This is a genomic window from Pseudomonas sp. NGC7, assembly GCF_047159675.1.
In the GTDB taxonomy this organism is placed as follows: domain Bacteria; phylum Pseudomonadota; class Gammaproteobacteria; order Pseudomonadales; family Pseudomonadaceae; genus Aquipseudomonas; species Aquipseudomonas kermanshahensis.
This window is the reverse complement of record NZ_BAAFZY010000001.1, coordinates 5,052,104-5,066,646: the sequence shown is the minus strand read 5'-3', so window position 1 is coordinate 5,066,646 and position 14,543 is coordinate 5,052,104. Positions and strand designations below refer to the sequence as shown.

Here is a 14,543-nt window from a genome sequence, read left to right as displayed (position 1 = left end):
GGTACAGCGCCATTTTGTAGGAGCAGCCTTGTGCTGCGAAGGGCTGCGCAGCAGCCCCAATTGCTCACAGGTCAGGTGGTAGCCCAGGAATGCATCCCACCTACCTTGGCCAGGCGATTGAGCGGCAAGCGGTCATGCCAGACCAGGCGCAAGGCCTCCATGTCGACATACAGAAAGCTGTTGATGCGCGGCATCGCGTACAGGTTGTACAACTGACGAATCAGGTACAGGTCGGGCAGCAAGCGGTCGGTCACGGCGTTGAGCATCGCCGGGCCGGTGATATGGCTGAGGCGTTTGGCGTACGCATAGAACCCTCGCGGGTCGCTGGCCAGGGTCGGCCGCGCCCGGTAGAAGTCCGGGTCGGCGAGAAAACGCGCCTGCATCTCTTCCGATATCGCCAGCAACGTCGGGTTGCCGGCATGGCTGCCGATCATGCTGGTGTTATACAGGGTGTTCATGCCCAGTTTCTGGTTGGACATGGGCGGATGCAGGAGCAACCCGTCATCGGTGGTCGCGAGCTCCACATCATTGATCGCCGCCTGTGCGCTTTGGCCCAATAGTTCGTCATCGACGTCCATGTACAGCCCACCTTCGGCGTGCAGCATCGGGTAGCGCAACACGTCTGACGCGGAAGAGAAGTTGGTGGCCACGCCATTATTGCCCTCGATCGCTGCCTGGTAATGGCTGAAATACTGACTCTGCTCGAAGGCTTTGAAAAACGCCTGGTCCTCCAATGGCAGTACTTGCAGCCCCGGCACGTTCCTGGCCAGTTCATCGACGTTGTGCGCATAGGCCTGCGGGTTTGCCTTGGAGAGGTACAGCCGGTACTGGTACGGGCCTTCCTCCAGGCGCCGGGCATTGCCAGCCAACGTCTCAAGCAGCTCGGGGCCAAGTGTCTTGTCGCCTACCCACAGCGATGTAATCCGTTGCGGGATGGGGCGAGCGCCGGCGGGAAATGGGCTGGGTAGCTGCACAGGCAGTTGCAGGTCGATACCCAGGCCACGCAGTGATGCCATGCGCATCGGGTCGGTGACGGCCCGGCCTTCGGGGTTGGCTAGGCGCATGTTGCCGGTGAGCGGTTCGGCTTCGAAGTAGGTCGGGTCTACCTCATTGGTGCCTTCCTCGGTGATGAACAGGTCGGCCTGCATGTCATAAACCAATTCAAGCTCTTCCGGGTAATCCGGCGTCTCCTCGTAATAGCTGATCATACGATCGGTGTCGCCGTTGTACCGCGGGTAGCGCCGTATAGAGTTGGCCACTGCGGCATCGCCGTCCGGCAATGGCGCGATGGGGGCAGGGCGGTGGAAGTAAGGCGCGACATCCACCGGGGGTAAATGTGGTGGGTCGGAAGGGCTCAGCGGGTAACCCCACTGCTCGTTCACCCGGCGCGGGGCGACGAAGCCGTCCTGCTCGAAACGCAGCAGGCCCTTGCCTTTGGCCACCGCTTCCAGTGCCAGCGGCGTTGCATTGAGCAGGCCGTAGGTGATGTTGCCGATGCCGTCGAGCTTGTCGTGCAGGGTCTTGCCATTGATGGCTTGGTCAAGGCCCAGACCCAGTTGCACGATACCGCCCAGCGCCAGCAAGGGCGCCAGGCCGGGCACCACGAAGGTCAGCGGCGCCAGCAGGTTGAGCGTGCTGTTGAGGTAACTGCGCCATTGGCGTTTGCTGATCTCGCTGTTGCTGGTGATGATGAAGTCGGCATCGTCGTAGCAGCGCTGCCGCTGACGCAGGGCCATGGCCTGGAACAGGTCGCCGGTGATCCGCGGGTTGTACTTGCCGGGGCGGTAGTTGACATAGGTGCGCGGGGGCCAGGTGCCGTCGTCGTTGAAAAAGCCATGTTCCGGTGGCAGGCGATGGCTGCGTGGATATTCGCCCAAGCCTTCAAGGGCGGTGTCCAGGCCGCTGAAGTCGATACCCTGGGGGCCATCGGCCAAGCGAAAGTGTTGCTTGAGCGCCTGGCGCCGGGTGGCGTCCTTGCAGTGTTGGCCGACCCAATCTTTCAACAGGGCTTCGCTGGCGAATTCCAGCAGGGGCGAGCTGTTGCCGGGTACATAGAGCAACGTCAGGTCGCTGTGGCTGTCGTTGATGTACAGCAGGTCCGTGGATGCGTAGCCGTAAATGCTCAGGGTGCTCAGGCGCAGACCCTTGCCGCGTGGGATGACATCGGCCGCGCGCCAGGCCAGTTGGCGCGCGGCGTCGCTGAGGCTGCCGTCGCCGATCTGCTTGTTGCAGGCAGCAAGGAAGTTGAGTTTGCAGCACAGGCGGTAGCTGGGCAGTTGGTCGTGCCAGTAGGCGTCGAGCGACGCCTTGTAGCGCGTGTGGAAGTCCAGAGCCTCGATGTGACGCTGCAGGGCTTCGGCGCGCACGTTCAGCAGCGTCGAGTGGTCGTAGCGGGCAGGTTCGGTCCGCTTGAACAAGCCGTTGAACACCTCATACCAGGCCCCGTTGTCGACGTGTGGTTGTGCCGGGAGTTGCTCGACACAGGTGATTGGGCCGTCTTCGGGCAGCCTGCCGGCCCAGGGGGCTTTGAACAGGCCGCCGAAAAAGTCGTTGTTGGATTCCCCTTGCCAGTTCATCAGTACGGCTTGCGTCAGGCTCACACGCTGCACTACCTGTGCCTGGTACTGGGTGGCTCCGGCCGGGTGTATGTGCAGCGTCACCACCTCGACCTGGTCGGGGTCCAGGTGCACGCCTTGTGTCGCCAGCCAGTCCTGGATGGACTGCTTGGCGTCGCGGTCGGGTCGGGGCAGGGTGGCTAGGTGGTTGCGTACGTACTGCACGCCAGCCGCGTTAATGTGGGTGGTCGGCATGTCGGTCTCCGTGGCTCGGGAAAAACCACAGGATCGACCGACAGGGCAAGGGGGCGACGGTAGATAATGCTTGCGGACGGTTCAGCCCGCTTGGCCGGGCAGGCGCGGCAACAACTCGGTGACGTCACGCTCGGGTTTTGTGGAATCGTCAAAGCCTGGCGGCACCTTGCCGCGCAGTTGCCAGGCAAAGGCAATGATCTCGGCGATGGTCAGGTACAGCGCCTCGGGTATCTGATCGCCTAGCTCCAGCCGGGCCAGCAGGCGCACCAGCTCGGCGTTCTCGTAGATCGGCACCTCGTGTTGGCGGGCCAGGGCGAGGATGGCTTCGGCCAAGGCATCGTCGCCCTTGGCGCTGAGGGTGGGTGCCTGTTGGCCGTCGTAGCTCAGGGCAATGGCCTGGCGGGGTGTTTTGAGGGTCATGCGTTTTCGTCCACCCAGCGTTGTTCTACCCGCGTGCGGGGGCCTTGAGGGGGGATGCCGGGGTGGCATTCCAGGTCGCCGACGTCCAGGCCGCGGGCCAGCAGGCGCTCGCGCAATGTGCCGAGCTGGCTGTCGATCAGCCGTGCGGTGGGTTCACGTTCTGCCCACAGCTGGCCATTCAAGCGGCCCTGGCTCAACTGGGCCTGGACTTGCAGCGGGCCAAGCGGCGCGAGGTCAAAGGCCAGTTCGATGCGCCACAGGGCCTGCAGCGGGTCTTGCGATGCCTGCTGGCGGTCGGCCTGCTGCTGCGGCGTTTCCTCGCGTTGCAGCTTGACCTGCAGCGGGATGAACTCCTGGCCATGGCGAATGGGGACTTCGGTCTGCCAGGTGGTTTGCAGGTTGCCGTTTTCAAGGGTGCCAGTTTGCTGCAGGCTGCTCATGGCGTGGCTTTGCAGGCGCGAGACAGCCGCCGCGGCCAGGCGCAGCAGTTGTTGCAGGTCACCTTCGTCTTCCATGGCCTTGAGCAGCCGTGATGGCAGCGGAAACGCCCCCGGCTGGGGTTTCGGGCTGACTCGGTCGAGCATGCCCAGCGCCCCGCGCGCCAAGGCCGGCATTGTCAGGGCCAAGGTGCTGGGCGCTAGGGCGGGTGCGCCGGGTGAGGTGACCGAGGCCTGTGTCACCAACCTGAGCAGGTGCGCCTTGAGGTCGGTGGCGACGCTTGCTGGCAGGCCGCCCAGCAGCTTTGCCTCGAGGAAGACGCCGCTGTTGTTCAGGGCCTGGGCGACGGCCTTGGCATCGCCGAGCTGGCGCGCGTCGGGCAGGCCGGCGAGCACACGGTCGGCGGTCGCGCGCAATTCGCCGTTGGCGCCGGGGTCGCGGGCGAGCTGCTGCAATGCGCTGAGCAGGCCAGGTAACGAGGCCTGACGGTTTTGCTGGGTGAGCAGTTGCTGGGCAATGCTCAGCTGGTCTTGCCGGCCACTGAGTGGCACGAATTGCAGCGACTGGTCGCCTTGCACCCGCGCGCTGAGCAGGCTGCCCACCGGCAGCGGGCGTGGGCTGTCGATGGTCAGGGTGGCGCCGGCCTGGGCACTGTTGAGCAGGCTGACCAGCGAACGGTAACCGGCGGCCTGGCCCTGCGCTTGAAGGATGGGCTGGTTGGTCAGGACCTTGCCTTGCAGCAAGGTGCCGACCGGTACCTTGGCGGTGTCCAGGCGGGTGAGGGCAGCGATGTTGCTGGTGCTGGCCTGTTGCAACAGGATGGCCAGGCGATTGCCTTCGGTTTGACTGACCGTGACCTGGCTGCCCGGGGGCAAGGGCTGGCTGGCACTGGCGTGCAGTTGGGTCTGGGCGCCGTTGGCCTGCATCAGCCGCAGCACAAGCTGGAATTCCCGGCCCAGCTGGCGCATCGACAACACCTCGGCCTGCGCCGTTTCGCCCGGGGCCAGCAAGCCGGGTTGTGCTTGCGTGAGGCGCAGCAGTTCGCCGGTCATGCCCGCCTTGATGGTCTGGGCGCTGATCGCGGTTTGTGCGCCGAGACTATTGATTTCAGTCATGATTGTATACAACCTGTCGAACCCGCCCTCTTGGCAGCGAGGCCGTGCATGTAATAATGCCGCCCGTCCGCCACTGCCACTGTAACGGCAGGGAGGGGGGCGACTTGAGGCACTGGGTTCAAGATCGGCGACTGGTCTTGAACCCTACACAGATAAGGCGAAACCGTGACCCTTCACCTCCAAGCCGCGGGCCTGGCCTGCGAGCGCGACTGGCGCCTGCTGTTCGAGCACCTGGATTTCGAGCTGCGGCCCGGCGACATGCTGCAGATCAGTGGCCCCAACGGCAGCGGCAAGACGAGCTTGTTGCGCCTGCTGGCCGGGTTGATGCAGCCGACTGCCGGGCAGATTCTGCTCGGCGGCCAGCCGTTGGCCGAACAGCGCCATGCCCTGGCCAGCATCCTGCTGTGGATTGGCCATGCTGCGGGGATCAAGGACCTGCTCACCGCCGAGGAGAACCTCACCTGGCTCTGTGCTTTGCACCAACCGGCCAACGCCGAGGCAATCTGGGCGGCGTTGGCGGCGGTCGGCCTGCGCGGTTTCGAAGACGTGCCTTGCCATACCTTGTCCGCCGGCCAGCAGCGCCGTGTGGCCCTGGCCCGCTTGTACCTCGAAGGCCCCCCCTTGTGGATTCTCGACGAGCCGTTCACCGCCCTCGACAAACAAGGCGTGGCGCAGCTCGAAGCGCACCTGGCGGCGCATTGCGAGCAGGGCGGCACCGTGGTGCTGACCACCCACCACAGCCTCGAACGCAAACCGTCGGGCTACCGTGAACTGAACCTGGGGCAATGGGCGGCATGAGCGTATTCATCCTGTTGTTGCGCCGCGAAGCGCGCCTGTTGTTCCGTCGCCCAGCCGAGCTGGCCAACCCGCTGGTGTTCTTCGCCATCGTCGTGGCCCTGTTCCCGCTGGCGGTCGGCCCTGAGAGCCAATTGTTGCAAACCTTGTCGCCGGGCCTGGTGTGGGTGGCGGCCTTGCTGGCCGTGCTGCTGTCGCTGGACGGCCTATTCCGCAGCGATTTCGAGGATGGCTCTTTGGAGCAATGGGTGCTGTCGCCGCATCCGCTGGCGCTCCTGGTATTGGCCAAGGTGCTGGCGCACTGGATCTTTTCCGGCCTGGCGCTGGTATTGTTGGCGCCACTGTTGGCACTGATGCTGGGGCTGCCGAGCCATTGCCTGCCTGTGCTGCTCGCCTCGTTGCTGCTGGGTACGCCCGTGCTGAGCCTGTTGGGCGCGGTGGGGGCGGCGCTGACGGTCGGTCTTAAACGCGGTGGTCTGCTGCTGGCATTGCTGATTCTGCCGTTGTATATCCCTGTATTGATCCTGGGCAGTGGTGCGTTGCAGGCGGCGTTGCAGAATATGCCAGCCACCGGCCATCTGCTCTGGCTTGCCAGCCTCACGGCCCTGGCGGTGACACTGGCACCCTTTGCGATAGCGGCCGGCCTGAAGATCAGCGTCGGCGAATAACGAGTCCTGGGCTCTCAAGCCTGGCTAATACCCTGGATGTACCCTGATGAAAATGAGTTGGACGTGGTTCCACAAGCTCGGTTCCCCCAAATGGTTCTATGCCATCAGCGGCCGTATGTTGCCGTGGCTGGCCATTGCCTCCCTCGCGCTGTTGCTGGTGGGCATCACCTGGGGCCTGGCATTCGCGCCCCAGGACTACCAGCAGGGCAACAGTTTCCGCATCATCTACATCCATGTGCCGGCGGCGATGCTGGCGCAGTCCTGCTACGTGCTGCTGGCGGTGGCTGGGGTGGTGGGGCTGGTGTGGAAGATGAAACTGGCCGACGTCGCCCTGCAGTGCGCAGCGCCGATCGGCGCCTGGATGACCGCCGTAGCGCTGGTCACCGGTGCCATCTGGGGCAAGCCGACCTGGGGCAGCTGGTGGGTGTGGGATGCCCGCCTTACGTCGATGTTGATTCTGCTGTTCCTGTACTTCGGCATCATTGCACTGGGCCAGGCAATCAGTAATCGTGACAGCGCGGCCAAGGCCTGTGCGGTGCTGGCGATTGTCGGTGTGATCAACATCCCGATCATCAAGTACTCAGTGGAGTGGTGGAACACCCTGCACCAGGGCGCCACGTTCACCCTGACCGAAAAACCCGCGATGCCTGCCGAAATGTGGTTGCCGCTGCTGTGCACGGCGCTGGGTTTCTACTGCTTCTTCGGCGTGGTGCTGTTGATGCGCATGCGCCTTGAAGTGCTCAAGCGTGAGGCACGCGCCAGTTGGGTCAAGGAGGAAGTATTGAACAGCCTGGGGCGGAGGGCCGCACGATGAGTTTTGCCTCGTTCGGTGATTTTCTCGCCATGGGCCACCATGGCCTGTACGTGTGGACGGCCTATGGCATCTGCCTGGCGGTGCTGGCGCTGAATGTCGCCGCGCCGCTGCTGGCCCGCCGTCGCTACCTGCAAGAAGAGGCGCGCCGTTTGCGCCGGGAGAACAACCAGTGAATCCGCAGCGCAAGAAACGCCTGTTGCTCATCGTCGGCCTGTTGGTCGGTGTCGGGATTGCCGTCGGCTTTGCCCTGAGCGCCTTGCAGCAGAACATCAACCTGTTCTACACGCCGACCCAGATCGCCAACGGCGAGGCGCCTCAGGATACCCGTATCCGTGCCGGTGGCATGGTCGAAAAAGGCTCGGTGGAGCGTTCGGCCGACTCGCTCGACGTGCGCTTCGTGGTCACCGACTTCAACAAGTCGGTGCCGATCACCTACCGCGGCATCCTCCCCGACCTGTTCCGCGAAGGGCAGGGCATCGTTGCCCTGGGCAAGCTCAATGCCGAGGGCGTGGTGGTGGCCGATGAAGTGCTGGCCAAGCACGACGAAAAATACATGCCGCCCGAGGTCACCAAGGCCCTGAAAGAAAGCGGCCAAGCCGCCGCCGGCGCGGGGGCCAAACCATGAACGCGGCACTGGTGATACCCGAACTCGGCCAGTTGGCGATGATCCTGGCCATCTGCTTCGCCGCCGTGCAGGCCAGTGTGCCGCTGCTCGGCGCCTGGCGCGGCGACAGCCTGTGGATGAGCCTGGCACGCCCGGCGGCCTGGGGGCAATTCGCCTTCCTGACCTTTGCATTTGCCTGCCTTACCCATGCCTTCATGACCGACAACTTCTCGGTCGCCTACGTCGCCAGCAACTCCAACAGCGCCTTGCCCTGGTACTTCAAATTCAGTGCCGTGTGGGGCGCGCACGAGGGTTCGTTGCTGCTCTGGGCGTTGATCCTGGGCGGCTGGACCTTCGCCGTGTCGGTGTTCTCGCGCCAGCTGCCGCAAGTGATGCTGGCCCGTGTGCTGGCGGTGATGGGCATGATCAGCGTGGGCTTCCTGAGCTTTTTGATCATCACCTCCAACCCATTCCAGCGCCTGCTGCCGCAAGTGCCGACCGATGGCCGTGACCTCAACCCGTTGCTGCAGGACATCGGCCTGATCGTCCACCCGCCGATGCTGTACATGGGCTACGTGGGCTTCTCGGTGGCCTTTGCCTTCGCCATCGCCGCCTTGCTTGGCGGGCGCCTTGATGCCGCCTGGGCACGCTGGTCGCGGCCGTGGACCATCGTCGCCTGGGCCTTCCTTGGCGTGGGCATCACCCTGGGCTCGTGGTGGGCTTACTACGAGCTGGGTTGGGGCGGCTGGTGGTTCTGGGACCCGGTGGAAAACGCCTCGTTCATGCCTTGGCTGGTGGGCACGGCATTGATCCACTCGCTGGCGGTGACCGAGAAGCGTGGCGTGTTCAAGAGCTGGACCGTGCTGCTGGCCATTGCTGCCTTCTCGTTGAGCCTGTTGGGCACCTTCCTGGTCCGTTCCGGGGTGCTGACCTCGGTGCATGCCTTTGCCGCTGACCCGTCACGCGGCGTGTTCATCCTGATCTTCCTGCTGTTCGTGGTGGGTGGCTCGCTCACCCTGTTCGCCCTGCGTGCGCCGGTGGTAAAAAGCCAGGTCGGCTTTGCCCTGTGGTCGCGCGAAACGCTGCTGTTGGCCAATAACCTGGTGCTGGTGGTGGCGGCCTCGATGATCCTGCTGGGCACGCTGTACCCCCTGGTACTTGATGCCCTGACCGGGGCCAAGCTGTCGGTCGGCCCGCCTTACTTCGATGCGTTGTTCCTGCCGCTGATGGCACTGCTGATGGTGGTGCTTGGGGTGGGCGTGGTGGTGCGCTGGAAGGACACGCCCGGCAAATGGCTGGCAAGCATGATGACCCCGGTTCTGATCGGCAGCGCAGTGCTCGCCCCGGTCGCGGGCTTCATCGTCGACGACTTCGACTGGCCAACGCTGACGGCCTTTGCCCTGGCGGCCTGGGTCGTACTCAGCGGGTTGCGTGATGTGCTCGACAAGACCCGCCACAAGGGCCTGGCCAAAGGCATGGGTGGCCTTACCCGCAGCTACTGGGGCATGCAGCTGGCGCATCTGGGCCTGGCGGTGTGCGCACTGGGCGTGGTGTTGTCCAGCAACAACAGTGCCGAACGCGACCTGCGCATGGCGCCGGGCGAAAGCGTGGAGCTTGGCGGTTATCACTTCCTGTTCCAGGGTGCCAAGCACTTCGAGGGGCCGAACTTCATTTCCGACAAGGGTACCGTGGTGGTGTCTCGCGACGGTCGCGAAGTGACCACGCTGCACCCTGAGAAGCGGCTGTACACCGTGCAGCAGTCGATGATGACCGAAGCCGGCATCGACGCCGGCTTCACCCGCGACCTGTACGTGGCCCTGGGCGAGCCGTTGGAAAACGGCGCTTGGGCGGTGCGTGTGCATATCAAGCCTTATGTCCGCTGGATCTGGCTGGGCGGTCTGCTGACCGGCCTGGGCGGTTTGCTGGCGGCCCTGGACCGGCGTTACCGCGTCAAGGTCAAGACCCGGGTGCGTGATGTCCTGGGCGTGTCTGGAGCAGCTGCATGAAGCGTTGGATCATGGTGGTGCCACTGGCGGTGTTTCTGCTGGTGGCGGTTTTCCTCTACAAAGGCTTGTTCCTCAAACCCGACGAACTGCCTTCGGCGATGATCGGCAAGCCCTTCCCGGCATTTTCCCTGGCCTCGGTGCAAGGTGATCGCAACCTGACCCAGGCCGACCTGTTGGGCCGCCCGGCGTTGGTCAACGTGTGGGGGACCTGGTGCCCTTCGTGCAAGGTCGAGCACCCGTACCTGAACCAGCTGGCCGAGCAGGGCGTGGTGATCCACGGTGTCAACTACAAGGATGACAATGGCGCGGCGCTGAAGTGGCTGGCCGAGTTCCACAACCCCTACCAGCTGGATATCCGCGACGAGCAGGGCACCCTGGGCCTGGACCTGGGCGTGTATGGCGCGCCGGAAACCTTCCTGATCGACGCCAAGGGCATCATCCGCTACAAGCACGTGGGCATTGTCGATGCCAGCGTCTGGCGCGAACAGCTGGCGCCGCTGTACCAGGGCCTGGTCGATGAGGCCAAGCCATGAAGCGCGGGCTGGCAGCAGCCGTACTGGGTTTGGCCCTGGGCCTGGGCGTGGCGGGCGTGGCCAGGGCGGCCATCGATACCTACCAGTTCCGCGATGACGCCGAGCGTGAGCGGTATCAGCAACTGACCAAGGAGCTGCGCTGCCCGAAGTGCCAGAACCAGGACATCGCCGACTCCAACGCACCGATTGCCGCCGACCTGCGCCGCGAAATCTTCCGCATGCTGGGCGAAGGCAAGAACAACGAGCAGATCGTCGACTTCATGGTCGACCGCTATGGCGACTTCGTGCGCTACAAGCCCGCGCTCAGCGGGCGCACCTGGCTGCTGTGGTTCGGCCCGGGGATCCTGCTGGCCGGTGGCTTCGTGGTGCTGCTGGTGATCGTTCGCCGCCGCCGCGGTGCAGCGGCCCAAGGTGAACATGAGCTATCCGTCGACGAACGCGAGCGTCTCGCCAAACTGCTGGAAAAAGAACAGACCCATGATTGAATTCTGGCTTAGCGCGGGCCTGCTGCTGCTCGCTGCCCTCAGCTTTCTGCTGATCCCGATCCTGCGTGGCCGTCGCCGTCAGCAAGAGGAAGACCGCACCGCCCTGAACGTCGCCCTGTACCAGGAGCGCGTGGCCGAACTGGCTGCGCAGCAAGCCGCTGGCGTGCTCGATGACGTGCAATTGGCCAAAGGCCGTGACGAAGCAGCCCGTGAACTGCTGGCTGACACCGAAGGTGGCGAGGCCGCGCGCCAAGGCCATCTGGGCAAAGCGCTGCCGCTGTTGGCGGCGGTGTTGGTGCCGCTGATGGCGTTGGGGCTGTACCTGCACTTTGGCGCGGCGGACAAAGTCGAGCTGACCCAGGAATTTGCCCAGGCGCCCAAGACCATGGACGAGATGACCACGCGCCTTGAGCGTGTCGTGAAGGCCCAGCCGGATTCCGCCGAAGCCCTGTATTTCCTTGGGCGTGCCTACATGGCCGAACAGCGTCCGGGCGATGCGGCGCGTACCTTCGAACGTGCCGTGGCCCTGGCGGGCCGTCAGCCCGAGTTGCTGGGGCAATGGGCCCAAGCGCAGTACTTTGCCGCTGACAAACAGTGGAACCCGCAACTGCAGGCGTTGACCGATGAAGCCCTCAAGGCTGACCCGAACGAAGTGACCAGCCTGGGCCTGCGCGGCATTGCTGCATTCGAGGGTGAGCGTTACCAGGAAGCCATCGACTACTGGAAACGCCTGCTGGCGCAACTGCCTGAAGGCGATGCTTCGCGCGCCGCCTTGCAAGGCGGTATCGACCGGGCTGCCGAGCGCCTGGGCGGTGAGCCTGGCCAAACCGTCACACCCGTGGCTGCCCGGCTGAAGGTGCGTGTGGAGCTGGCAGCGGCGCTCAAAGACAAGGTCAAGCCCGACGACACGGTGTTCATTTTCGCCCGTGCCAGTAATGGCCCGCCCATGCCGCTGGCAGCGAAGCGGGTGACCGTGGCGCAGTTGCCGATCGAGGTGGAGTTGTCTGATGCCGACGCGATGATGCCGCAGATGAAACTGTCGGACTTTACTGAAGTCCAACTCGTTGCCCGTGTGTCGCGTGCCGGCCAGCCCACTCATGGCGAGTGGATCGGCCAGGGTTCGCCACTGGCCACTGCCACTCAGGCCACGCAACACCTGACCATCGACAGCCCAGACCCGTAAGAGAGCATTGCTATGCACAGCACCGTCCGCCTGACCCTGATCACCCTGGCCCTGGGTTTGTCCGCGTGTACGGTGCATGAACCTTACGAGCAGCCCGCGCCACCGATCGAGCGGCTACCACCGCATCAGGGGCCGGTGGTCAAGCCGTTGCCGGGCGGGCAGCCTTCGACCCAACCGAGCAAACCCGCAGCGACACCCAAGCCGATGCCCCGCACGTCTGCCAGCTTTGCACCGCCACCGGGTGGTTCCAGCCATTGGGACCCTAAGCTGGGCGTGTACGTGCTGGAGAAAAAACCCAACACCTTCTACCGCCAGCGCACCTACTACCGCTACGACGGGGGCTGGAGCTGGTCACTGAGCCCCGACGGCCCATGGCAGGACACCGACAGCAGCGGTGTACCCGGTGGGCTTGGGCGGGCGTTCGCCCAGTAAATTGCCCGGTACAGTACAGTTTTCTGCTGATTTATCGATTGACTGTACCGCCCGCTGAATACGCATAATGCCCCTTCGATCAGACGCGGAGGTGGCATGAGCAAGACAGTCCTGGTGTTGGTGGAAACCGTCGACGATTACCTGCCCCTGCTGGAGCAGGCGGGTTATCGGCTGATCCGCGCACCGTCGCCGCAACTGCGTACCGAAGCCATCCAGCGCCACGCCCGCGAAATCGATGCCGTGCTCACCCGGGGCCCATTGGGCCTGACTGCCGCAGAAATCGAGGCGCTGCCCCACTTGCAGATCATCTGCGTGATCGGTGCCGGCTACGAGCAGGTCGACCTGGCCGCCGCCGCCGCGCGCGGTATCACGGTGACCAACGGTGCCGGGGCCAATGCCGCCGCGGTCGCCGACCATACCCTGGCAATGGTGCTCGCGCTGCTGCGTGACATTCCCCGTGCCGATGCCAGTACCCGCCGTGGCGAGTGGAACCGTGTGATCAGCCCGTCGGTGAGCGGCAAGCGCTTGGGCATTCTCGGCCTGGGCGCGGTGGGGCTGGCGATCGCCAAGCGCGCCAGCCTCGGCTTCGACATGAGCATCAGCTACCACAGCCGCACGCCGCGCCCGGATGTGCCGTACACCTGGTACGACAGCCCGCTGCACCTGGCCGATGCCGTCGACATTCTGGTCGTGGCCACGCCAGGCGGCGCCGCTACCCGTCACTTGGTCGATGCACCGGTGCTCAAAGCCCTCGGCGCCGAGGGCTACTTGGTCAACATCGCCCGTGCCAGCGTGGTGGACACCCAGGCCATGGTGGTGGCGCTGGCGGGCGGCCAGCTTGCCGGTGCCGCCCTGGACGTGTTCGACGACGAGCCGGCAGTGCCCGATGCCCTCAAGGCGCTCGGCAACACGGTGCTGACGCCCCATGTGGCGGGCCAGTCGCCGGAGGCCGCGCGCGAAACAGTGACGTTGGTAGTGCGCAATCTGCAGGCGTTCTTTGCCGGTGAGCCGGTGCTGACCCCGGTACGAAACTGACTCTTTTCACCCATGAGCCCGGCAGCGTCCCGGCCAACAAGGAGTGTGTGCATGCAACTCGAGATCTTCCAGGTCGATGCGTTTTCCGCTGAGCCATTCGGTGGCAACCCGGCAGCAGTCATCCCGCTGGACAGCTGGCTGCCGGACGATGTGCTGCAACGCATCGCCGAAGAGAATAACTTGTCCGAAACCGCCTATTTCGTGCGTAACGGTGAGGCATACGACCTGCGTTGGTTCACCCCGACGGTCGAGGTCGACCTGTGCGGCCATGCCACCTTGGCCTCGGCCTATGTGTTGTTCGAGCAGTTGGGCGAGCAGGCGCCCGTGTTGCGGTTCAATACCCGCAGCGGCGAGTTACGCGTCAGCCGTGGCGCCGACGGGCTGCTGGCGATGGATTTCCCGGCCAAGCAGCCGGAAGCGGTGGAGGCCCCAGCGGGCCTGTTGGAGGCGCTGGGCCTGAGCAGTGCGCGAGCGGTGTACCGCAGCGATGACTTGGTGGTGTTGATCGATGACGCGTCGTTGCTGGACCCGTTGAAACCCGATTTTGTGGCCCTGTCGGCCTTTGAAGTGCGCGGGGTCGCCGTGACTGCGGCGGGGCGCGGGTTTGATTTTGTCACACGGTGGTTCGGCCCGCGGGTGGGCGTGAACGAGGACCCGGTAACGGGCTCGGCGCACACTTCGCTGGCGCCGTTGTGGGCCGAACGGTTGGGCAAGAATGTGCTGAGCTGCGAGCAGGGTGGGGTGCGCAAGGGGCAGCTGCTGTGCGAGGTGCTGGGCAATGGGCGGGTGATTATCAGCGGGCGGGCGGCGTTGTATCTGCGGGGGCAGGTGTTTATCTGAGGGATGTTTTTGGTGGCTGAGGTGCATGCCTTGGGGTTTGCAGCGCCTGTGAGATCGAGCGCCGCCCGCGCGGCGCTTCGCAGCACAAGGCTGCTCCCACATCTGTTTCGGGCCAGTCACGCCTGTGGGGGCGGCGCGCGACCGCCTTGTTGGTCCGACGCGATATCATGGTGTGCGCCAAGGGGCCGCGCGCCAATGCCCCAGGACTAATTGGCCCGAAACAAATGTAGGAGCAGCCTTGTGCTGCGAAGCGCCGCGCGGGCGGCGCTCGATCTCCTAGGCGCTGCAAACCCCAAGACATGCCCCCGCAACCCCACCCCCATCCCCCAAATCATTGCCTCCCCCCCGCACAACCAGTAGCCTGC

General features: G+C 64.6%; 15 protein-coding genes. 12 read left to right on the top strand and 3 right to left on the bottom strand.

Annotated elements, in window-relative coordinates; genetic code table 11:
- Positions 1-71 precede the first annotated feature (71 nt).
- The 3 genes from ACMCNM_RS22545 to ACMCNM_RS22535 form a co-directional block, all read right to left on the bottom strand.
- Positions 72-2,810: a dermonecrotic toxin domain-containing protein gene (locus tag ACMCNM_RS22545; RefSeq protein WP_412765461.1), complete on the bottom strand. Its 2,739-nt coding sequence runs from the start codon at positions 2,808-2,810 to the stop codon at positions 72-74.
- An 81-nt stretch (positions 2,811-2,891) separates the two neighbouring features.
- Entirely contained in the window at positions 2,892-3,230 is a 339-nt protein-coding gene (locus ACMCNM_RS22540) for an EscU/YscU/HrcU family type III secretion system export apparatus switch protein (RefSeq protein ID WP_412765460.1), read from the bottom strand.
- Positions 3,227-4,783: a flagellar hook-length control protein FliK gene (locus ACMCNM_RS22535; RefSeq protein ID WP_412765459.1), complete on the bottom strand. Its 1,557-nt coding sequence runs from the start codon at positions 4,781-4,783 to the stop codon at positions 3,227-3,229. Before ACMCNM_RS22535 ends, ACMCNM_RS22540 begins: the two co-directional genes overlap by 4 nt.
- Before the next feature lie 165 nt (positions 4,784-4,948).
- Between ACMCNM_RS22535 and ccmA the strand changes: the two genes are divergently transcribed.
- From ccmA to ACMCNM_RS22475, 12 genes are all read left to right on the top strand, one after another.
- A complete protein-coding gene (gene ccmA / locus ACMCNM_RS22530) occupies positions 4,949-5,581 on the top strand; it encodes a cytochrome c biogenesis heme-transporting ATPase CcmA (RefSeq protein WP_412765458.1) in 633 nt (210 codons plus the stop codon).
- The gene (gene ccmB / locus ACMCNM_RS22525; RefSeq protein ID WP_371097214.1) at positions 5,569-6,246 is read left to right on the top strand and encodes a heme exporter protein CcmB; all 678 of its coding nucleotides are present in this window, start codon (positions 5,569-5,571) and stop codon (positions 6,244-6,246) included. Before ccmA ends, ccmB begins: the two co-directional genes overlap by 13 nt.
- Positions 6,247-6,292: 46 nt before the next feature.
- The gene (locus ACMCNM_RS22520; protein ID WP_027592997.1) at positions 6,293-7,060 is read left to right on the top strand and encodes a heme ABC transporter permease; all 768 of its coding nucleotides are present in this window, start codon (positions 6,293-6,295) and stop codon (positions 7,058-7,060) included.
- Complete coding sequence (ccmD, locus tag ACMCNM_RS22515; protein WP_099428656.1) at positions 7,057-7,233, top strand: heme exporter protein CcmD; 177 nt, start codon at positions 7,057-7,059, stop codon at positions 7,231-7,233. Before ACMCNM_RS22520 ends, ccmD begins: the two co-directional genes overlap by 4 nt.
- On the top strand, positions 7,230-7,685 hold the full coding sequence (gene ccmE / locus ACMCNM_RS22510; protein WP_412765457.1) for a cytochrome c maturation protein CcmE: 456 nt from the start codon (positions 7,230-7,232) through the stop codon (positions 7,683-7,685). The genes ccmD and ccmE overlap by 4 nt, the downstream gene beginning before the upstream one ends.
- Before the next feature lie 11 nt (positions 7,686-7,696).
- The gene (locus ACMCNM_RS22505; RefSeq protein ID WP_177323878.1) at positions 7,697-9,670 is read left to right on the top strand and encodes a heme lyase CcmF/NrfE family subunit; all 1,974 of its coding nucleotides are present in this window, start codon (positions 7,697-7,699) and stop codon (positions 9,668-9,670) included.
- Positions 9,667-10,203 carry a DsbE family thiol:disulfide interchange protein gene (locus ACMCNM_RS22500; RefSeq protein ID WP_027592993.1) on the top strand — a complete coding sequence of 179 codons (537 nt, stop codon included), beginning with the start codon at positions 9,667-9,669 and terminating at the stop codon, positions 10,201-10,203. Before ACMCNM_RS22505 ends, ACMCNM_RS22500 begins: the two co-directional genes overlap by 4 nt.
- On the top strand, positions 10,200-10,688 hold the full coding sequence (locus ACMCNM_RS22495; RefSeq protein WP_412765456.1) for a cytochrome c-type biogenesis protein: 489 nt from the start codon (positions 10,200-10,202) through the stop codon (positions 10,686-10,688). Before ACMCNM_RS22500 ends, ACMCNM_RS22495 begins: the two co-directional genes overlap by 4 nt.
- A complete protein-coding gene (ccmI, locus tag ACMCNM_RS22490; protein ID WP_412765455.1) occupies positions 10,681-11,871 on the top strand; it encodes a c-type cytochrome biogenesis protein CcmI in 1,191 nt (396 codons plus the stop codon). The genes ACMCNM_RS22495 and ccmI overlap by 8 nt, the downstream gene beginning before the upstream one ends.
- 12 nt (positions 11,872-11,883) lie before the next feature.
- Complete coding sequence (locus ACMCNM_RS22485; RefSeq protein WP_027592990.1) at positions 11,884-12,303, top strand: hypothetical protein; 420 nt, start codon at positions 11,884-11,886, stop codon at positions 12,301-12,303.
- A 96-nt stretch (positions 12,304-12,399) separates the two neighbouring features.
- Positions 12,400-13,338: a 2-hydroxyacid dehydrogenase gene (locus tag ACMCNM_RS22480; protein ID WP_412765454.1), complete on the top strand. Its 939-nt coding sequence runs from the start codon at positions 12,400-12,402 to the stop codon at positions 13,336-13,338.
- Between the two features lie 51 nt (positions 13,339-13,389).
- Positions 13,390-14,178: a PhzF family phenazine biosynthesis protein gene (locus ACMCNM_RS22475; protein ID WP_412765453.1), complete on the top strand. Its 789-nt coding sequence runs from the start codon at positions 13,390-13,392 to the stop codon at positions 14,176-14,178.
- The last annotated feature ends 365 nt before the right edge of the window (positions 14,179-14,543 follow it).